Consider the following 19,573-nt stretch of genomic DNA (forward strand, 5'->3'; position numbering starts at 1 on the left):
TGATTTTTTCATCAGCTCGTATTGCATACTCTATTCCTATTTCTATTAAATAAACAGATTGTGAACAATTGCTGGCTTCAAATGAAATTCAAATTAGAGCAAGAGCATAATTTTTTTTATGCTCCTGTTTTAAGGGAGGTTTTTCATAGCTGATCACTATACAATCCTCTCTAACAAATCCCCTACTTTTTCTGCCATAACACGAGGCGAATAAGGCATTTCATTCTTTAACCACCATTCCACTACCCCTACGTAAGCATTTGCAACAAATTGAACAATGACATCCTCATCTTGACCATCATTTTTTCCTTTTGTTATGTCTACATCTTTCTTGAACTCTTCAATATTAAACTGAAGGAAGCGACCACGAAAATATCGGGCTCCTTCACTCGCTAACATCGTTGAAAAGAATAAATAATTACTCTCAAAGTATTCCATACAGTGTACAGTCGATTCTATGAAATCCATTTCCGTTGCCGACTCGCAAAAATTACGCATGTTGATTATATGTTCTTCCATAATCTTATCTAATAGGTCAAATTTATCTAAATAATGAAGATAAATGGTACCCCGGTTAACATTTGCCCTGTCAGCAATATCCTGAATGGTAATGCTATCAAAACCTTTTTCAGCCATCAGTTCGATAAGAGCCTTTTTAATCGCTTCTTGGCTTTTGGTTATTCTTCTATCTACTTTAGACATTGTATGATCACCAAACTTTCCTAAAGATAATTAACAATTTCGATTACATTGTTGAGTAATCAACAAATTACGTTCATTTAACGATTGTAAGCAAAGTGTTTCTATTTATAATTATAAACAAGTGTTGATTAATCAATCAATGATGATTTATTTGTAGATCAAATCAGAAATGAGATTATTAGAATAGACAATCTGGAAACAAAAAAAGAGTAGATAAGCTAGATAGAAGCTCAAATACAAGGTAAAAAACAAGACAATAAAACAGAAATAAGGAAGAAAACAAGATGAATAAACGATTTATTCTTAACCTAGGAGGGTGTTAAGTGCCGGTTGGAAACTCCTCTCCGTTCTGCGCCGCTTCAATCGCTTCCTTACTATTTATCCAGATTTCTCCATTGAATACTTCCTCGATCAACAGTCGTATACATGATACCCTGCTCATAATCAGCGAATTCAACAAGTTCAGCCCCACTCCCAATCTCAGAGAATTCTTGATTCCGTTGGGAAGTTTCCATAGTTTGATTATCAAACTTGGATTACTGCTATCTCTTACTCTTACTGCATGCAGCAACAACAATGTTTCCAATAATATTGGCTCCACCGTATATGAATAATATCGCCAATATAGACAAAACCCCAATAGGCAGTCTGAACATGTATTTGATACATTTCCCGCAGTCGAAACAAAATAATTAAGAAACTACATGTATAGTGGACAAAAAAATCTTTTGCATAACTAATTAATTTAACATTTAGTCATTATGAATTATCTCCTGTAGCCTTTTACAATTGTGATTATTTAAAATTAGTAAAAGGGAATATATAAAAATTTCCAAAAGCAGTGAAATTTCAATTATCACTGCTTTTAAATTTGTTTTTATGAGGGAGGTTCATTTAAGAAGGAACGATGATACAATTATTATATTTAATTGTATTAACTGTATATCGGATTATCAAGAAACTCAGCAATTATCACGGGGGAAACTAATGAAAAGAAAGAAAATGAAAACCTCAATAAAAATTGCAGCATGGATGTTATTCGTCATATACTTAGTATTTTTAACTATTGGAATCCTTTTTAAATTCCGTTTAAACCTGTTCGATTATAGTGTTTTATTAAACATCGATACACAGCAAGTTTTGTGGAAAATAAAAGGCAGTAATTTCATACCATTTAAAACTATAATAGATTATTTATTTATTTCAGACTTAAGCAGCAATATCCGGTACGATAATTTAATTGGGAATGTTGTAGCATTTATACCGTTAGGAATATTTTTACCGACGTTATCAAAAAAACTATATAGTGCAAAAAAGATAGTGTTTGCAGGACTTACAGTTAGCTTATTTTATGAGTTAATCCAGCTTATATTTGCTATTGGTCAATTTGATGTTGATGATATTATTTTAAATACTGTTGGTGCCTATCTTGGTTACTTGATTTTTAGAGTAGGAGTAATTAGTGTCTCTAAATTAAATATTCATTTCTTTGGCTAACGGGTTCATTACATTAAGATCCAGCTGCCGTCACAGCGGCTTTTGTAATTCCACTAAAAACCACGACGCGCAGGAATCATACGACTTTAGTCATGGGAGGTTCATAATAACCTCGCTTGTAAAAAATCGATCCATGTTTTTGCTGCATAAGTCCTGTAGCCTTCTTTCCGCCAACCGATGCCTAGCTCCCAATAAACAGGCTTTTCAATTGGAATAACGCAAATATTGTGGTTGCCAAAATCTAATGGTTTCTGTTCATTTTGCGGCAATATGGTTATGCCTTGTTCTCTATTAACCATTTCAATTAAAAAGTCCCAGTGCGACGTTTCACAGATGATTTTAGGCGGGAAGCCATTTTTATGACATTCCGAAAGAATGAGTTCGCGAATTTTATATCCTTCAGGCAGCAGAATAAAGTTTTCGTTCTGCAGCGTTTGCCAATTGACCTTTTTAGCTGCTGCAAGCGGGTGATTTTTTGATACAATTAATCGCAAATCCCCTTTTAAAAAGATGAAATAGTTAAAGAGTGCTTCATCCACCGGTGTGTGCACGATAATGACATCCAATTCTCCATCAAAAAGTGCCTTTTTCAACGGTATTGAGCCGCTTTCCGTAAATTTTATGGTGATATCCGGATATGTTTTTCTAAAGTCTGCAATAACGTCTGCAAAAAATTGTACCCCAATTGTTGATGTACTTCCCATTCTGACAACCCCGGTTTTATTTGTTTTTAAGGCATCTAAATCCTGTTGAAATTCTCCTAATAAATGTTCCATTTGCTGACAATAGCTGAAAATCAATCTTCCTGTATCCGTTAATTCGATTTTTCGCATACTGCGGATAAGCAGCTCCACACCTAACTCCTTCTCGAGCTCTTTAACGGCGTTACTTACACTTGGCTGGGAGGTATATAAGGCAATCGCAGCTTTTGTAAAACTTCCCTGCTTTACAACCTCTGAAAAGTATTGTAATTGCTTCAGTTCCATCAAGTCACTTCCCATAAGTTTTTGCTATAGTCGTTATCAAGAATCCATATTTATTTAAGTCTTATAAGTATTTATCATTATAGTGCAGTCAGAAAAGAAACGACAACCAGAAGAATCACATTCTGTTTTTTATCAGGTTTTATTTGCTTTTTTAGGTAAAAATATGGTTGGGATTGGAGGGGTTGTTTTGACATGGGATGTACTTAACATTATTGGAACGATAGCTTTTGCGATAAGCGGCGCCATTATTGCCATGGAAGAGGATTATGATCTATTGGGGATTTGCGTCTTAGGATTGACTACCGCATTTGGTGGGGGGATGATCCGTAACCTATTAATTGGAATTCCTATTGATACCATTTGGACGCAATATCATCTATTTGAAATTGCCTTTTTTGCTATCATCGTCGTTTTTTTATTACCGAATATGGTCATTAGATACTGGAACAAGTGGGGAACTTTTTTTGATGCCATTGGATTGGCTGCCTTTTCGATTCAAGGTGCGAACTATGCCGTTCAAAGCGGTGCCCCTTTAAGTGCCGTTTTGATTGCATCAACGTTAACCGGAGTAGGCGGCGGGTTAGTACGGGATATATTGGCACGAAGAAAGCCAATGATTTTTCATTCGGAGGTTTACGCTGCGTGGGGTGTATTAACAGGACTGGCTATAGGACTTAATTGGGTGCATGGCACGTTTGAAACAATGATTCTTTTAATCATCATTGTTTCATTAAGGATGTGTTCGGTTATGTTTAAATGGAGCCTGCCCAAGCATTTTAAAGGAAAAACAAAGGATCAAGACATTTCTATGAATGGTGATTTTTAAATTTGTTCTACTATGGCATTACTATGAAAAATTTAGGAGGTAATCGTTATGATTTCAATGGAAATGATGAATAAATTGGAACAAAAAGAATCGCGCATCATTGAGATTCGACGTTACCTGCATGCACATCCTGAACTTTCCTTTGAAGAAACAGAAACGGCTCATTATATTGAGGAATTCTACAAAAACGTTAATATAGACAAAATCGATACACATATTGGAGGCCAGAATGGTGTAGTCGTGACAATTAAAGGAGTGAAGCCTGGTAAAACGATTGCTTTACGGGCAGACTTTGATGCTCTTCCTATTGAAGAAGAAACAGGGCTGCCATTTGCTTCGAAAAATCCAGGCGTTATGCACGGATGCGGACATGATGGACATACAGCTTATATGTTAATTCTGGCTGAGACCTTGGCGGAAATGAAGGACGAACTGGAAGGTACGATTAAAATCATTCATCAGCCGGCAGAAGAAAAATCTCCTGGCGGTGCACAAGGCATAATTAAGGCAGGTGTCTTAGAGGATGTTGATGTGATCTTGGGTATCCACGTGATGTCGACAATGGAAACAGGAAAAATTTATTACCATGCCGGCAACACACAAACAGGGCGTGCCGATTTCACCTTACGAATTCAAGGGAAAGGCGGACACGGATCTTCACCGCATTTATCCAATGATGCGATTGTGGCCGGGAGTTCTTTTGTTATGAATCTACAAACCATTGTAAGCCGGAGAATCAACCCTTTTGATACAGCTGTTGTAACCATTGGTTCTTTTGATGGCAGAGGTGTTAATAACGTAATTAAAGACGCTGTTACACTAGAAGGAAACGTTCGCTTCATGTCCGATGAAACAAAAGATATTGTTGAAAAAGAAGTTCGAAGATTAGCGAGTGGACTTGATGAAACATTTGCAGTGACTACGGAATTGAAATATTCAAATGATTATCCTGTCCTATATAATGATCCTGCAGTGACTGAACACGTCAGTCAAGTTTTAAAACAAATGGATATAAAAGAAGTGAATGAAGTAGCGGAAACCACACCACAGCCGCCGTCTGAAGACTTTGCTTTTTATTTGCAAGAAATTCCGGGTTGTTTCTTCTATGTCGGGGCAATGCCAGATAAAGGTCAGTTTTATCCCCATCACAATCCGAAATTTGATATTAATGAAAAATCGTTGCTCATTAGCGCAAAAGCGATGGCTGCCGTTGTCTTATCATATTGTGGAAAATCGGTGTAACAGTGACAAAGCTTTGTAAGACTCAAATATTATGGGATATTTATGGCTTTACCACCAAATACGGAATAGAGGATAAGTGTTTTCTATTAGCCGGATGAACGCTCTTATTTGATTGAAGTTATTTTTCTAACGAAGCATTTAGTGCAATAAGAATACAAAAATAAAATGACCTTGTTCACGGAATCCGATTACAAAAGCAGAACAGAATAGACGGAAAAAGAATATGCGATACTATTTAGGATAAAGAATTACTCTCATTAAAAGAGGTGGTCGTTTGAAAATTCTTGTAATTGGTGCAATTATAATTGGTGCTAGTGTTTTTTCTTTATTACCAATTTTATCTGCCTATTTTTTTCAACCAACTCTAAAAGACAGCATTAAATTTAATATATATTTTCTTCCTCTTTCTTTTTTAGGAAACATTGTACTAGCCTGGGGTTTCATTCAAGGCAGCAAGATATATGGAAATACGGTTATGCTTGGCGGTATTCAAACTGGGGTAAATGCAGCTCTTATTACAATTTTATCTATTTTAGTTTTACAGCAGAAAATTTCAGTATATTCCATTATTGGTATTTCTTTAATTGCAATAGGTTCTATCTTCTTAAATAAATAACATATTTTTATCTCCAACAACAGGATCCGTACAAGTTCGGTTGGGAAGGAGAAGCATTCGGTGCGATATGGTAATGAGTGCTTTTTTCTTTCCTCTTTCTTGATGCACGTGGCCAATATCTTGTAGCGAACCAACGATTTCGACATCTTGATACTGCCCAGGCTGCTTTTATTAGGGGTTCTTGTGAAAATATTCACTTAAATAATAGGGCATGTTTGACTAACGGACAGGTATGTTGAATAAGAAGTAGTACTAGAAGGTCGTCGATCTTTTTAAGTTTGTCAATATTGATATTTCGGAACTTATATTTGGGATATTATGTTAAAATTTTATTACTAGAACTAATACGAACGGTTTCGAGATTTCATTATCAGGTTCAGTAAAATTATTTGATATTTATAACCTAATAAACATAGAACTTTTGATCTTACAATAGACCATAAGGAGGGTGTTTAATGGATTATGTTATAGAGCCATATGAGAGTGTTGGTCCAATTAAATTAAGTATGACAAAAGAAGAAATTAGATGTCTTATGCCTGAAAAACCGGCGAACGACCATTATTTTCGAGGTCCATATACAGATTTCTTTGTTAAATCGGGTTTGTTTGCCTATTACATAGGTGAAAACGGTGTATGTGAAGCAATTGAGTTCTCTCAGCAAACTACAGCTATATTTCAAGAAAAACATATAAATAGTGTACCATTTATATAAGCAATGAACTGGTTAAGAAACTTTGACAATGATTTGAAAGTGGAAAAGTTTGTGGGAGTAACATCATTAAAACTTGGTATCGGTTTATATGCACCTAATTATTTTATGGAAGAATCACCTAATGAATTAGTTGAAGCAGTAATTGTCTTTAGAAGAGGCTACTATGACTGATCTTTAAGTAACAAGAAATTTATTGTTTAGCGTTAGTAATATTGGCACTTGTACTTTTATTATCGGAATCTGTTTGCCTTTATGGTAGGCAAGACGTTTTTTATTAAAGGGGCAGGTTTGTTTAAGAAGTTACACCTTGAAATGGTGCTTTAAATACTTCTTAGAGGGTGTGGAAATGAAAAAAAGTACAATAATTTTTATAATATTGTTTCTCTTAGCTAGTGGATGCGATAATTCTGACGCTATTATCTCCGAAGAACAAGCCAAAACAGTTGTTATCGAACACTATACGGGAAACATTGGTGAAGTCAAAATTATTTGGGTAAGCTGAATGGGAACCTGATACAGAACAAACCACTGATTGTATGCAAGAATTATTTGACGAGTTTAGAATTGATGTACCAGAAGATTACTTTAAACAGAAGGTTGAAAAAAATTGGTATTGCGAGAATTTCGTATGCAGCGATTTATAGAAAATCAGTTGGGAGACAATAGTGTGTCCAATGAAGAGATTGAACACGAATACCAAAAATCACCTAAATATAAGGGGGATATGTAAAAGGAATACATTCGTGTTATCCTTGAATATGAAAAGCGAGAAGAGAAATATAAAGCCTTAATGATTCACTAATCCATAACCTATTTTATATAAATATTTTCAAACTTTAAGGTATAGTATAGGATTAGTCTGAGCATTTTTAAGTCAGTAGTGATACCTAATGTGCCAAATGGTATTGTTACATTAGGGGCTTTTAAATATGAGATTAGATTATGCTTCCAAATTCATTGGAAGGATTTTTATTTTCTTCTATAAAAAAGTATACTTCCTACACCTTTAACTGCATTCTAATGAAAAGGAGAGATAACATGGCTTTAGAATTGGATGTTACACATGAATTGCTCCGTATAAGTCGTTATACTCCATCAAACTTATACGGAGTAAAGTAAACGAGATGGAAGTACCGACTTTGTATTAAAAGAAAGCATGATATACAAAGGAGGAATTAATATGTCAATGATACAAGTTCAAAATTTAACTTTCTCTTATCCGAGTAGTTTTGATAATATTTTTGAAGATGTAAGCTTTCAGATTGATACAGATTGGAAGCTAGGTTTCATAGGCAGAAACGGACGAGGGAAAACAACTTTTTTTAATTTATTATTAGGGAAATACGAATACAGCGGAAAAATAATATCTTCGGTCGATTTTAATTATTTCCCTTTTCCAGTAAAAGATAAAAGTAAGTATACTCATGAAATTCTAGAAGAAATATGCCCTCAAGCAGAAGATTGGGAATTTCTTCGAGAAATAGCTTATTTAAATGTCGATGCGGAAGCAATGTACCGCCCATTTGAAACCTTATCAAACGGTGAACAAACAAAAGTACTACTTGCCGCTCTATTTTTAAACGAAGGGCAATTTTTATTAATTGATGAACCAACTAACCATTTAGACACTGAAGCACGTAAGATGGTCTCTAATTATTTGAGGAAGAAAAAAGGATTTATATTAATTTCTCATGACCGTAACTTTTTAGATGGTTGCGTTGATCATATCTTGTCTATAAATAGAGCAAATATAGAAGTTCAAAGTGGAAATTATTCTTCTTGGAAATTAAATTTTGACCGCCAACAGGAACATGAAGAAGCAACAAATGAACGTTTGCAAAAGGATATTGGAAGGTTAAAACAATCTTCAAAACGTTCAGCAGGTTGGTCTGATCTAGTCGAAGCTACTAAAAATGGAACAACGAATTCAGGTTCTAAATTGGATAAAGGTTTTGTAGGGCATAAAGCTGCAAAAATGATGAAACGCTCTAAAAATCTTGAGGATCGACAGCAAAAAGCGATTGAAGAAAAATCGAAGCTTTTAAAAAACGTTGAAAAAACGGAATCCTTACGTTTAGAACCATTGGAATTTAAATCTAAGGTGCTCATTCAATTATCAGATGTGTCTGTAATATATGATGGTCAAATTGTTAACAAACCAATAAGTTTTAATGTTGAACAAGGAGATAGAATTGTACTTGATGGAAAGAACGGAAGTGGGAAAAGTAGTATTTTAAAATTAATCTTAGGCAATCCAATTCAGCATACAGGTACGCTAAATACAGGTTCTAATCTCATAATTTCTTATGTTCAACAAGATACCTCTCATTTAAAGGGGATGCTAACTGATTTTATCGAGGAATATCAGATTGATGAAACGTTATTTAAGTCGATTTTAAGAAAAATGGATTTTGATCGAATACAGTTTGAAAAAGATATATCCTATTATTCAGGTGGACAGAAGAAAAAGTTACTTATCGCTAAGAGTTTATGTGAAAAAGCTCACCTGTATATTTGGGATGAACCATTAAATTTTATTGATATTTACTCTCGTATGCAAATTGAAGAGCTTATCCAAACCTTTAATCCTACTATGGTTTTTGTAGAACATGATCATACTTTCCAAAAGACAATTGCTACAAAAACAATAAAAATCTAACAAAAATGGCTAGGGTATAGAAGGTAATCACTGTAACTTCTGGATTTACTTCAACTAATGGGTGGTTAATTCAAGAAGGATTAACGTTTTTTTGAAGATATTCTACTAACGAGGCAGGTTAACTAATAAGGTTAGGTTAATACAACCACCTCCAAATAATATTCTGCGCAATACAATAAAGATAATCCAGAAAGATTATCACTTGCTGTTTTGTTAGTAGATTGTGAAGTAGTGCTGAAACTCCGTGCTCAGGCAAATACCAAGAAACGGAATTGTTGCTGCCAGGCGACCCAGAAGTGACCAAGATCCCCGCCTCCCGGGCGGGGTCTTTTTTGAGTAATCGTGATCTCGACGTGTCACAAGGGGGCTGAACGATTCATCCTATTCATATTGAAAACTAATTGCCGGGCAGTTGGATGCCGCGCCAGCCGCTTACATCGCATTGGCCATATTCATTATCACCCACAGCAACCACCGTGCCGTCCGATTTTAGGCCGAGAGTATGAGCGCAACCCGCCGCAACCGCCACAATATCGCGCCAGCCACTTACATTGCATTGGCCATGCTTATTCAAACCCACAGCCGCCACCGTGCCGTCCGATTTAAGGCCGATGGTATGATTACTACCAGCCGCTATCGCCACCATTCCGCGCCAGCCGCTTACATCGCATTGGTCATGTTTATTCAAACCCACAGCCGTCACCGTACCGTCCGATTTAAGACCGATGGTATGAAGATAGCCCGCCGCGACCGCCACTATGTAACGCCAGCCGCTTACATTGCATTGGCGATACCGGTTATTACCCACAGCCGTTACCGTGCCGTCCAATTTAAGACCGATGGTATGCCAATCACCCGCCGCGACCGCCACAATATCATGCCAGCCGCTTACATTGCATTGGCCTTCATTATTTCGACCCACAGCCACCACCGTTCCATCCGATTTAAGCCCAATGGTACGACGCCAACCCGCCGCAACCGCTACAATATCGCGCCAGCCGCTTACATCGCATTGGTCGTGCTTATTCCAACCCACAGCCACCACAGTACTGTCGGATTTAAGACCGATTGTATGAGCATTACCCGTGTTCGTCGCCATATGAACATTACCAGTCGCAACCGCCACAATATCGTGCCAGCCGCTTACATCACATTGGCCATATTTATTATCACCCACAGCTGTCACCGTGCCGTCCGATTTAAGCCCGACGGTATGACGATAACCCGCCGCTATGGTATCTTTAGGCCACCGTTTCACCTTTAACGCAGCTTCTTTCGGTAAAATGTAATCCATGTTTTACCTCCTTGAAAACAAGACCTACTTTATTGTGAACATACCAGCCTTTGTATCTGTGCTGTGGAAGAGAACCAATTTCTCACATTCCGGGCATGTTGCTTCATCGCCAGCCTTCTTATACTCACAACGTGCCTGTAATGAGGCTCTTGTTACAATCTTTTGCACCATTTCGAATCATCTCCTTTCCTAACGTACCAGTAAAGGAGTGATGATTCAACACACTTTTACGATTTTCAATCAACAAATCAAACATTGTTCGAAAAGGCTACTTCCACACGGTTTTACGAAGAGCCCTTTCATTATGTTATATGGCTGAATTTGATAAAGTTAAAAAGGGGGAGGGGAAAATTTTGGAGATTAAAAATGAGAACGAAAATAAAGATAAAGAAATTTGGAAATTTTGGGATGCTATTTTTACATCAGGATTATTGTCTTTTTTTAAAGATAGTCAAGAAGCTCAGAATGATGATAAGAAGTTTAAACAAATGTTATTACAAATATTGTTCGGTATAATTTTTACAGTAATTATTTTTGTGGTTGGATTTTGGATATTGAACTAAAGGGGCAGGTTAGTTTAACAAGAAAAATGAATGGGGGACTAAAATGAAATTATTTCAATATGTTTTGATAAGTATATTAGTCGGGATTATATGGGACTTTTCCGGGTTTAATATTCCTGTAATTACAGAGAGTTATATATACATATATGGTATCTTTGGTTTACTCTTATACATTGCTGTCCAAATAGGTAAGAAGAAAGAGTGAATTTATGTTCTATGGGGAAAAACTAGCGGGGGCAGAAGTGCTTAATAAAGAAAGGGGAATAAAGATTGGATAAACAAATATTAGAATATATAAAAGTTGGAAGTCTAGTAGTGATTGCAATTAGATTAGCGACAATTGCTTACGTTCTTTGGCATGCTATGTAGTCGGGTGTAGGGGTAACGTGCTAATCGCAGCTCTTTTTTCTTATAGCACTAACGGAACAATATAGTTCAACAAGACTACATCTATCTATGAATAATAAACCCTACTAACTGAGAGAATGGTTTATTATTTTCATTCTATAGGCTTTTTTCTACTTCAGAAACATCCCATTTTGCTACATTATTATCGTTAAGGTTATTGAACATAGGATTTAAAAAGCAAATGATGGTTGTAAGGCAGATGAGACAACCTAATACTAATAATAAGATAGAAATGGAAAAGGTTTCAGCAATAAAACTCCCTAAAGCTGCACCGATGGGAATCCCTGCCTGCGCTAATAAAATTCTAACTGAGAAAACCCTGCCACGTAAATGATCAGGTACTCTTTGTTGGTATAGAGTTGTGTTATTTATATTAAAAATAATGGCAAATAGACCTTGACCGAAAGAAAGAATTAGAGCTACCCAGTAAAATGGAGTCCAAGCCAATCCCAAAAAGAGTAATCCATTTAAAAATAATGACCTTAGCATCACTCGTTTTCTGTTTTTAGGTTGCTCTTGAATACCAGTTAGTAATGAGCCCGCAAACATACCGAAAGAAAAAGCAGAAGTAAATAAACCGTATTGAAAGGCAGTTCCTCCTAAATCATCCAAAACATAAGGTAAAAACATGGGTTGTGCAGCGCCGTAACTAGTGTTAATGAACATCATCATTATACCGACCCAAAACAAGACTGGGTAAACACGGTAAAATTGCAAACCCTCTCTAAATTGAACAAACCAACTTTCCCTTTTCACGATTGTGCTATTCTTAGAGCTTGGGTTCAACATAAGTAAAAGACCAGATAACCCCAGTGAAATTAATAGGAACAACAAAACATACTCAACTCCAAAGGCGGTTATTAACAGGCCACCTAGAGATGGCCCTAATAGCATCATTATCTGTCCTGTTCCTTCGAGAATGGAATTGCCTTTCATTAATTTATCTTTAGGCAGAATATCAGCGACATAGGCCATACTTGAAGGTGCAAAGAGTGGTTGAGCAATACCAGTTGCTACCGAAACGAGATATAAATGCCAAGTTTCTAATTGACCCATTGGGTATAAAATAATTGGAATTAGAAAAGCAGAAGCTCTAAACCATTCAGAAAAAATCATGACTTTTTTTCGTTCCCATCGATCTAAATAAGGCCCCGCAAACATTTGAATAATAATATTTGGAAGCATAAATGCTACCCAAACACTACCCATTGCCACTTTTGAGCCTGTCATTTTATAAACAAGCCACGAGAGAGCAAAAGTTGAAAATGTACTACCTAATCCAGATGCTGCTTGGGCTAACCATAATAAGATAAATTTTCTATTATTAAATAAACCCTTCATTCTACCTACCACCCTTTTGTTGGCATAAAATTAATCAAATCAAAAGAAGAGTTAATTATTGCAATTTCAACAAAATTCATCAAGTTCATTCTCTTCAAATGTTGCATGTACTACAATTATATATAATTTCGATTATCTGAATATATTTATGTTTTTTATGTTTTCCTACCACTTTGATTGTGGAGACGGATATTTGGCTAAAAGGTATTAATTTGTTGAAGTTATTGTACTAACGAGGCAGGTTTGTTGAATAAGAGTGCATGCTATAAAGATCGTCATTTATGCCGATCTTTTTTATTTGCCAATGATTTCAGAAAATTATAATTCCAACTGGAATATTATGTTAAAATTATTTTAAAGGTTTTGAGATAATGAAGCAGAGGAGTTAAATTAGAGAAGAATTTTTGATGGAGTGATTATTTAGTGAGAAAACAAAAGAATGTCATCTTAAAAAATGTCATAACGCTATTTATTGTCGTTCTAATATCAATTGGTTGTACACCACCTGAAAAAGATAGTACCACTGTTGCCAACTTAATATTGGAGGAATATAACTATAAATTAGAACCTTATCAAGACAAAATTCAATTCACTTTAGCTACAAACGAAATATTGAATGGAGTTAATGAATCATTTAAAACAAAAATATATGATACGGAATTTTATTTTAAGGAAGTAAAAGAAAGAACAAACGACATTATGATTATTTTTGGTTTTAACAATCAATTTAACGATACTGGAAAAATGCTTATCCCGTTTAGAATAAATGCTGCTAACAACACTTGGATGGGTACTGTAAAAAGAGAAGCGTTTAATGAATCAGGAGAACCTGGGGATTTTGGTTCAGGGGCTTCAGGTAATACTTCAGTACTTGAAAATACTTTTGAAGGGCAAATTTACTATTTCATTGAACCAGATGAACTTATGAATGGGGAACAATGGACTTTTGTAATAAGCGGTCTTAACACTTTAAGTTACAATAAAAAATAGTTTATTAAGCTAACGGAGCAGGTTTGTTGAAGAAACACTTAATAAATAGGAGAGAAAATTCTATATGGAAAGCCCAGAAGAACAATTAGAAAGGTTTATAATATCTTCAAAAGAAATCATTGGCAATGAAGGTGTTAAAGAAATAGAGCATTTTTTTAACCATCGTGAATATGAAATGGCATTTGAAGGGTTACTTATTGAACTTACAACTATAGGCAAGTATCCTAAAGTTTTTAATTTTTCAGATTGGAAAATGCTTGGTGAACGCTACCATCTAGATAAAGAAGCGGTTTTTGCTGTAGACATTTGGGAAAAGTTCATAGAATGGGGGAAGTCATATTAGGAGATTTTTGTAAGTAACAATTTCTTACTGTACTAAAGGGGAGTTGAAGAGTGTTGTTTAAAACGTGTGTTCAACAATCAGGCAATATTGTGGAGTAACGAAAAAATTAAACTTTAAAATATCTTGGAGGTGTAAAAATGAAGGTCAAGCGAATTGTTGCCAATATTGAGACGCAGGACATTTCCAAAGCAAAGCACTTCTATGAGGAAATACTAGGACTTGATCAATTAATGGATCTTGGATTTATTGCAACCTACGGTTCAAACGAGAAAATGGCTACTCAAATCAGTTTCCTTTCAGAGGGTGGATCCGGAACACCAGTACCTGATTTGTCAATTGAAGTTGATGATCTCGACGATGTACTCACTCGCATAAAAGAAGCTGGAGTACCAATTGAGTATGGGCCAACTAAGGAACCATGGGGGGTTCGGCGTTTTTACGTCAGGGACCCATTCGGGAAACTCGTCAATATTTTAACTCATCAATAAATGGAATCTATTTATAGACACATTTTAAGAACTAACGCAATCAGGCGAGATTGTTGAATAAGCGTCATTTTTCATCATCAATTAATGGGAGCGTTTAATTCAAGAAGGATTAACGCTCTTTTTTGCTGAAGTAACTGTACTAAAGGGGCAGGTTAAACAAGGAAAATACAGACATATATATAAATTACTATTTACTATCAAAAATGCGAGGAGATTAATATGCTTAAGAAGATTTATGTTGTCAGACATTGTGAAGCACAGGGACAACCTTCGGAATCCCAACTAACAGAAGAAGGGTTGAAACAAGCGAAATATTTAGTAGATTTCTTCAGTAATACAAAAATAGATCGAATAATATCAAGTCCATTTTTGCGTGCTATTCAATCAGTAGAACCGTTAAGTGAGAAAACAAATATAAAAATAGAGATTGATGAACGCCTGTCAGAACGTACACTAAGCACAACGGACTTACCTGACTGGTATGAAAAACTAAAAGCGACATTTAAAGATATGGATTTAAAATTTGAAGGAGGAGAGTCAAGTAAAGAAGCGATGAATCGAATCGTAAATGTTGTAAAAGAAGTCATTAAAAGTGGGACTGGAAACACATTAATCGTCAGTCACGGAAATATAATATCTTTACTTTTAAAGAACTATAATAATGACTTTGATTTTGAGTGTTGGAAAAACCTTAGTAATCCTGACGTTTTTCAAATAAACTGTATTAACAATGAAGTGAATTTTGAACGAATATGGGATGAAGTTTAAAAATATAAAAATCAAAGAGTGCGAGTTGATGACTAACGGTAAGATTTGATTCAAGAAGGACTAAAGCTTTTTTTGAAGTTATTTTACTATCGGGCAGTTTAATTAAAGAAAAGAGCAAATGGAGTTGTAATTAAATTCAATTAAAAATAGCCCTTCATGGTAACATGCAAGGGCAGTCGTTGTAGTAATATCGTTTGCTCAGATTGATTGTAACGTAGGCCGAATGATAATCTCATTAACTCCAGCATCATCGGGTTCATTAATTGCAAATGCAATAGCTCGAGCCACACTGTAAGGAGAAATGCTAGGATAATCTTGATATTCATCAAGTACGGCTGTTGCTGTCATTCCAGGTGAGATGCTCGTTGAACGGATCTGAGAGGTTGGAGATTCCTCTTGACGTAGACCTTCCGTAATAGCGCGTACGGCAGATTTTGTGGCGCTGTATACAGTTGTACTTGGAATTACTTTGTGTCCCATAAGAGAAGATATGTTGATTATATGTCCGGATTGCTGGTTTCTCATCACTGGCAAAACCGATGCTATACTATACAGCACACCTTTAATGTTCACATCAATCATTTGATTCCAATCATGTATTTTAAGTTCATTTAGAAGAGAATTCGGCATGATTCCAGCACTATTAATAAGGACATCAATTCGACCATACTGTTCCACAGTGTACTGGGCGAGTTTTTGCATGTCTTCCACTGAAGTCACATTTGCTTGCATATAAACAGCCTCGCCACCTTCCTTATTTATTTCGTTCACGATGATATTGAGACGTTCTTTTCTTCTAGCAGCCAATACTACTTTAGCACCGTTTTGGGCTAAAAACTTAGCGGTTGCTTCTCCAATTCCACTAGATGCTCCTGTTATTATGATCACCTTAGATTTCAAGTTTTCCAAATGTTATCACTCCTTTAAGTAATTTCAATGGTTATTTCCTATATTCAAAATATATTTTATTCAACACTGTGTTGTTTAAAATGCGGCCGTTGATTATTATTATAGAGAGAAGAAAAGTTATTACAATCGCTAATAATACCGCTTTTGTTTGATAAACAACAAACGTATGAATTGTGTTCATTAAAAACGGAGGTAAATTGAATATGACTATTGGAAATAAAACAGATAGACGAATTTTAAGAACAAAAGATGCCATAAACAGAGCATTTCTTGAAGTTTTTTCTGAGAAGGAATTTGATCGGATCACTATAAATGATATTTCTGAACGAGCAAATGTAAATCGAGGAACCATTTATCTTCACTATACGGACAAATATGACCTACTAAATAGGTGTATAAATGTTCACTTGGACGAAATGATTTCTTCTTGCACATTAACTAAGTTTACACAAGAAAAAGTTGAAAAGAATGAGGCAATAGAGGCACTGAAATCTTTATTTATATATATCCAGAAGAATTTTCTATTCTTTTCTTCGATGCTTTCTAGTCAAAAAACTTCATTATTCAGGGAACGTATTCAAAAAACTCTAACTTCTAGTATTCAAGAAAAGATTAATATGCAGGGTATTAATCAAGGGATGGACAAGGAATTAATTATACAGTTTACAGCAACTGCTTTTGTAGGGACTTTAGAATGGTGGATTTTAAACCAAATGCCACATACAGCTGAATATATGGCAGATCAAGTCTGGTCATTGTTTGAAAGGAATAACATAAACTCCTAATATATTTAATATTTAATAGAGATGTAGCTTCTGAATGATTTTATTTAACTAAAGGAGCAGGATTGTTGAAGAAGAGTTAATGTTTATAGAGGAGCATAAGTAAGGCATCTTAGTTATCACACCAAGATGCCTTACTACTGTATCTAAGTACTATATTTCCAGATAGAAAGTACCCATTAGATAACCAACAGAAGTTAAAAAAAAATCTATCTCTGAATAGGCTAAACGGTTATATTCTCCTCCTCTATAGCTATAACCTCCCTTACTGCTTCTATGAAAGATAATATGATTGGTGAAAGCCACTTGTCTTTATGCCATGCCATATGTGTATAAACGTGCAAGTCGGGAATTTGCCATGGAAGAGCAACAAGTTCACCCCGTTCAACTTCGGCTTCCACTGTTATTTCAGGAAGAAAGGCAATACCGATTCCCGTAATTGCACATTGTTTAATGGCTTCGGCATTTTGAAACTCTAAATAAGTAATATCATCAATGCCCTTTTTCTCAAATGACCGGTCAAACATGGTTCGATAGGTACAACCCTTTTCATTCACCAGGAACACTTCTCCGTGAAAATCTTCCTGCTGTAGTGCAGTTAGTTTCGCTAGACGATGGTCTGGAGCGACGAAAAAGCGGAAAGTTTCTTCCAATAACGGTTCCACTGTAAGCCCCGTTGAAAGAATGGGTTCGTCTAGCATAAAGACGATATCTGCTGTTCCATCAAAGAGTGTTTGCTTAAGTTGCTGATTTGGTACAGAGCGGAAGATCAGACGAACTCCCGGATTGCGCGAACGAAATAACTGAAAGACAACTGGAAGCCGATATGCGCAAAGAACCTCGTTGGCACTTATCGTTAGGGTGCCGCTTAGATTTTCATTGTCATGAACGACACTGCGGGCTTCGTCCAATTTGTCTAGAGCGCTTTGGATATGAGTTAAAAAGCGTTTACCCGCAGTTGTGAGAACGAGTTGCTTGCCCAAGCGATCAAAGAGTCGAACACCAAGCTCTTCCTCCAATGCTTTTATTTGCATCGTGACGTTGGAAGGGACGTAGTTCAGCACTTCTGCAGCCCGACTGAAATTTAATGTTGATGCAACCATACGGAACGTATTCAGTTGGCGCAATTCCATCATACTACCCCCATTTTACTTTCAATATTATTGAATGCAGAGTTGAATTTTGTTCACTTTTATTGAGATTACCACAGGTTTATACTAACAACAAGAAATACATTTTGGATTTCACTTTGAAAGGAGCAACAATACAATGGATTACGAAATTTTTGATTTGGGTGACGTTACCTTGCAATCAGGAGTGACACTACCGAACGCTTTTCTTGCTTATAAAACTTATGGAAAATTGAATGAAAACAAAGATAATGTCATCATCTATCCAACTGCTTTTGGTGATCAACATGTTCAGAATGAATGGCTGATTGGAAACGGCATGGCTCTAGATCCGAGAGAATATTTCATTGTCGTTCCAAATCTGCTGGGGAACGGATTATCTTCATCTCCTAGTAACACGCCTGCTCCATTCGACAAGGCTAATTTTCCTCCTGTAACCATCTATGACAACGTTAAATTCCAATATCGGCTGGTGACCGAAAAATTCGGCATTCAAAAGATTGCACTCGTGGTTGGATGGTCAATGGGAGGAATTCAATCATTCCAATGGGGGGCAAGTTATCCCGACATGGTGGAACGAATTGCACCTTTCTGCGGAGGTGCAAAGACTTGGCCTCAAACGTATGTGGTCCTGGACGGAATGAAAGCTGCCCTCATGGCTGCAGTTGGTTTCAATTCAAGTAAACTAAACAAGTTGACTTCTGCAGACATGCGCGCTGTTGGCAGTGTCTATGCGGGATGGGGGGTATCGCAGGCGTTTTACAGAGAGGAACTTTATCGTAATATGGGATTTGACTCATTAGAAGATTTTGTGGCTGGCGTCTGGGAAGACAGCTTTATGAAGATGGATCCGCACAATGTCCTGGCTATGTTATGGACAGGCCAATTTGCAGATATTAGTGCAAACCCCGCTTATAACGGAGATTTCGATGAGGCTCTCAAAAGCATTAATGCGCTTGCCTGCGTCATGCCAGGGAGTACGGACCTCTTCTGCACTGCGGACGATAACGAATACGAGGCTAAGCTTATACCTAATGCTGTTTTTAATCCTATCGAGTCGATTTGGGGCCATTTTGCCGGTCGTGGAATCAACAGTACCGATAATAAATTTATTGATGACAACCTAAAACGCTTGTTGGCCATTAGTACAAACGGATAGATGAAATGTAGCTTTATTTTTTTGTTGTCCACTATTCTAAAACATATACTAAAATTAAGGATAATTGTAAATTTTCAAATCCGTTATAAGGAAGGTGAAATATTGTTCTTCAACTATTGGGTAGCTTTAGTTCAAAAAAATCTTACATTAAAGAAAA

20 protein-coding genes are annotated in these 19,573 nt (G+C 36.1%); 14 read left to right on the plus strand and 6 right to left on the minus strand.

What is annotated here, in order from left to right:
* Nucleotides 1–156: 156 nt before the first annotated feature.
* The gene (locus CRO56_RS08325; RefSeq protein ID WP_097158150.1) at nucleotides 157–702 is read right to left on the minus strand and encodes a TetR/AcrR family transcriptional regulator; all 546 of its coding nucleotides are present in this window, start codon (nucleotides 700–702) and stop codon (nucleotides 157–159) included.
* Between the two features lie 987 nt (nucleotides 703–1,689).
* Here CRO56_RS08325 and CRO56_RS08330 point away from each other — a divergent pair.
* Nucleotides 1,690–2,199, plus strand: a complete 510-nt coding sequence (locus CRO56_RS08330; RefSeq protein WP_179714214.1) for a VanZ family protein — start codon at nucleotides 1,690–1,692, stop codon at nucleotides 2,197–2,199.
* Nucleotides 2,200–2,300: 101 nt separating this feature from the next.
* Here the strand turns inward: CRO56_RS08330 and CRO56_RS08335 are convergent, their stop codons facing one another.
* Nucleotides 2,301–3,185, minus strand: coding sequence for a LysR substrate-binding domain-containing protein (locus tag CRO56_RS08335; RefSeq protein ID WP_179714215.1), 885 nt, complete (start codon nucleotides 3,183–3,185; stop codon nucleotides 2,301–2,303).
* 187 nt (nucleotides 3,186–3,372) lie between these two features.
* Here CRO56_RS08335 and CRO56_RS08340 point away from each other — a divergent pair, with 187 nt between their 5' ends.
* From CRO56_RS08340 to CRO56_RS08365, 6 genes are all read left to right on the plus strand, one after another.
* The gene (locus tag CRO56_RS08340; RefSeq protein ID WP_097158399.1) at nucleotides 3,373–4,011 is read left to right on the plus strand and encodes a trimeric intracellular cation channel family protein; all 639 of its coding nucleotides are present in this window, start codon (nucleotides 3,373–3,375) and stop codon (nucleotides 4,009–4,011) included.
* Between the two features lie 48 nt (nucleotides 4,012–4,059).
* A complete protein-coding gene (locus CRO56_RS08345) occupies nucleotides 4,060–5,253 on the plus strand; it encodes an amidohydrolase (RefSeq protein WP_097158153.1) in 1,194 nt (397 codons plus the stop codon).
* A gap of 274 nt (nucleotides 5,254–5,527) precedes the next feature.
* The gene (locus CRO56_RS08350; RefSeq protein ID WP_097158154.1) at nucleotides 5,528–5,869 is read left to right on the plus strand and encodes a hypothetical protein; all 342 of its coding nucleotides are present in this window, start codon (nucleotides 5,528–5,530) and stop codon (nucleotides 5,867–5,869) included.
* A 455-nt stretch (nucleotides 5,870–6,324) separates the two neighbouring features.
* The gene (locus CRO56_RS08360; RefSeq protein WP_097158155.1) at nucleotides 6,325–6,582 is read left to right on the plus strand and encodes a hypothetical protein; all 258 of its coding nucleotides are present in this window, start codon (nucleotides 6,325–6,327) and stop codon (nucleotides 6,580–6,582) included.
* Between the two features lie 346 nt (nucleotides 6,583–6,928).
* Complete coding sequence (locus CRO56_RS22835; RefSeq protein WP_179714216.1) at nucleotides 6,929–7,084, plus strand: hypothetical protein; 156 nt, start codon at nucleotides 6,929–6,931, stop codon at nucleotides 7,082–7,084.
* 678 nt (nucleotides 7,085–7,762) lie between these two features.
* Entirely contained in the window at nucleotides 7,763–9,241 is a 1,479-nt protein-coding gene (locus tag CRO56_RS08365; protein ID WP_097158156.1) for an Lsa family ABC-F type ribosomal protection protein, read from the plus strand.
* Between the two features lie 397 nt (nucleotides 9,242–9,638).
* On the opposite strand, the gene CRO56_RS08370 is transcribed toward CRO56_RS08365, so the two are convergent.
* Nucleotides 9,639–10,535 (minus strand): RCC1 domain-containing protein, encoded by an 897-nt coding sequence (locus CRO56_RS08370; RefSeq protein WP_097158157.1) that lies wholly within the window; start codon nucleotides 10,533–10,535, stop codon nucleotides 9,639–9,641.
* 353 nt (nucleotides 10,536–10,888) lie between these two features.
* Between CRO56_RS08370 and CRO56_RS08375 the strand changes: the two genes are divergently transcribed.
* A complete protein-coding gene (locus CRO56_RS08375; RefSeq protein WP_245855712.1) occupies nucleotides 10,889–11,098 on the plus strand; it encodes a hypothetical protein in 210 nt (69 codons plus the stop codon).
* Nucleotides 11,099–11,602: 504 nt separating this feature from the next.
* Here the strand turns inward: CRO56_RS08375 and CRO56_RS08380 are convergent.
* Entirely contained in the window at nucleotides 11,603–12,847 is a 1,245-nt protein-coding gene (locus CRO56_RS08380) for an MFS transporter (RefSeq protein ID WP_097158159.1), read from the minus strand.
* Nucleotides 12,848–13,270: 423 nt separating this feature from the next.
* Between CRO56_RS08380 and CRO56_RS08385 the strand changes: the two genes are divergently transcribed.
* The 4 genes from CRO56_RS08385 to CRO56_RS08400 all read left to right on the plus strand — a co-directional run bounded on the left by CRO56_RS08385 (nucleotide 13,271) and on the right by CRO56_RS08400 (nucleotide 15,436).
* On the plus strand, nucleotides 13,271–13,837 hold the full coding sequence (locus CRO56_RS08385) for a hypothetical protein (protein WP_097158160.1): 567 nt from the start codon (nucleotides 13,271–13,273) through the stop codon (nucleotides 13,835–13,837).
* 64 nt (nucleotides 13,838–13,901) lie between these two features.
* A complete protein-coding gene (locus CRO56_RS08390) occupies nucleotides 13,902–14,180 on the plus strand; it encodes a hypothetical protein (protein ID WP_097158161.1) in 279 nt (92 codons plus the stop codon).
* Nucleotides 14,181–14,317: 137 nt separating this feature from the next.
* Nucleotides 14,318–14,668 carry a VOC family protein gene (locus tag CRO56_RS08395; protein WP_097158162.1) on the plus strand — a complete coding sequence of 117 codons (351 nt, stop codon included), beginning with the start codon at nucleotides 14,318–14,320 and terminating at the stop codon, nucleotides 14,666–14,668.
* 219 nt (nucleotides 14,669–14,887) lie between these two features.
* Nucleotides 14,888–15,436, plus strand: coding sequence for a histidine phosphatase family protein (locus CRO56_RS08400; RefSeq protein ID WP_097158163.1), 549 nt, complete (start codon nucleotides 14,888–14,890; stop codon nucleotides 15,434–15,436).
* Nucleotides 15,437–15,634: 198 nt separating this feature from the next.
* Here the strand turns inward: CRO56_RS08400 and CRO56_RS08405 are convergent, their stop codons facing one another.
* A complete protein-coding gene (locus CRO56_RS08405; RefSeq protein ID WP_097158164.1) occupies nucleotides 15,635–16,345 on the minus strand; it encodes an SDR family oxidoreductase in 711 nt (236 codons plus the stop codon).
* A gap of 203 nt (nucleotides 16,346–16,548) precedes the next feature.
* On the opposite strand from CRO56_RS08405, the gene CRO56_RS08410 reads away from it, so the two are divergent.
* A complete protein-coding gene (locus CRO56_RS08410) occupies nucleotides 16,549–17,130 on the plus strand; it encodes a TetR/AcrR family transcriptional regulator (protein WP_245855713.1) in 582 nt (193 codons plus the stop codon).
* Nucleotides 17,131–17,351: 221 nt separating this feature from the next.
* Here the strand turns inward: CRO56_RS08410 and CRO56_RS08415 are convergent, their stop codons facing one another.
* A complete protein-coding gene (locus CRO56_RS08415; RefSeq protein WP_097158165.1) occupies nucleotides 17,352–18,260 on the minus strand; it encodes a LysR family transcriptional regulator in 909 nt (302 codons plus the stop codon).
* A 136-nt stretch (nucleotides 18,261–18,396) separates the two neighbouring features.
* On the opposite strand from CRO56_RS08415, the gene CRO56_RS08420 reads away from it, so the two are divergent.
* On the plus strand, nucleotides 18,397–19,416 hold the full coding sequence (locus CRO56_RS08420) for an alpha/beta fold hydrolase (RefSeq protein ID WP_097158166.1): 1,020 nt from the start codon (nucleotides 18,397–18,399) through the stop codon (nucleotides 19,414–19,416).
* The last annotated feature ends 157 nt before the right edge of the window (nucleotides 19,417–19,573 follow it).

It is taken from the genome of Bacillus oleivorans, from assembly GCF_900207585.1.
GTDB lineage: Bacteria > Bacillota > Bacilli > Bacillales > JC228 > Bacillus_BF > Bacillus_BF oleivorans.

What these genes read in the sequence shown, in the direction of transcription:
- CRO56_RS08325 (WP_097158150.1), bottom strand. Translation starts at nt 702, where the DNA reads ATGTCTAAAGTAGATAGAAGAATAACCAAAAGCCAAGAAGCGATTAAA.
- CRO56_RS08330 (WP_179714214.1), top strand. Translation starts at nt 1,690, where the DNA reads ATGAAAAGAAAGAAAATGAAAACCTCAATAAAAATTGCAGCATGGATG.
- CRO56_RS08335 (WP_179714215.1), bottom strand. Translation starts at nt 3,185, where the DNA reads ATGGAACTGAAGCAATTACAATACTTTTCAGAGGTTGTAAAGCAGGGA.
- CRO56_RS08345 (WP_097158153.1), top strand. Translation starts at nt 4,060, where the DNA reads ATGATTTCAATGGAAATGATGAATAAATTGGAACAAAAAGAATCGCGC.
- CRO56_RS08360 (WP_097158155.1), top strand. Translation starts at nt 6,325, where the DNA reads ATGGATTATGTTATAGAGCCATATGAGAGTGTTGGTCCAATTAAATTA.
- CRO56_RS22835 (WP_179714216.1), top strand. Translation starts at nt 6,929, where the DNA reads ATGAAAAAAAGTACAATAATTTTTATAATATTGTTTCTCTTAGCTAGT.
- CRO56_RS08365 (WP_097158156.1), top strand. Translation starts at nt 7,763, where the DNA reads ATGTCAATGATACAAGTTCAAAATTTAACTTTCTCTTATCCGAGTAGT.
- CRO56_RS08370 (WP_097158157.1), bottom strand. Translation starts at nt 10,535, where the DNA reads ATGGATTACATTTTACCGAAAGAAGCTGCGTTAAAGGTGAAACGGTGG.
- CRO56_RS08380 (WP_097158159.1), bottom strand. Translation starts at nt 12,847, where the DNA reads ATGAAGGGTTTATTTAATAATAGAAAATTTATCTTATTATGGTTAGCC.
- CRO56_RS08390 (WP_097158161.1), top strand. Translation starts at nt 13,902, where the DNA reads ATGGAAAGCCCAGAAGAACAATTAGAAAGGTTTATAATATCTTCAAAA.
- CRO56_RS08395 (WP_097158162.1), top strand. Translation starts at nt 14,318, where the DNA reads ATGAAGGTCAAGCGAATTGTTGCCAATATTGAGACGCAGGACATTTCC.
- CRO56_RS08400 (WP_097158163.1), top strand. Translation starts at nt 14,888, where the DNA reads ATGCTTAAGAAGATTTATGTTGTCAGACATTGTGAAGCACAGGGACAA.
- CRO56_RS08410 (WP_245855713.1), top strand. Translation starts at nt 16,549, where the DNA reads ATGACTATTGGAAATAAAACAGATAGACGAATTTTAAGAACAAAAGAT.
- CRO56_RS08415 (WP_097158165.1), bottom strand. Translation starts at nt 18,260, where the DNA reads ATGGAATTGCGCCAACTGAATACGTTCCGTATGGTTGCATCAACATTA.
- CRO56_RS08420 (WP_097158166.1), top strand. Translation starts at nt 18,397, where the DNA reads ATGGATTACGAAATTTTTGATTTGGGTGACGTTACCTTGCAATCAGGA.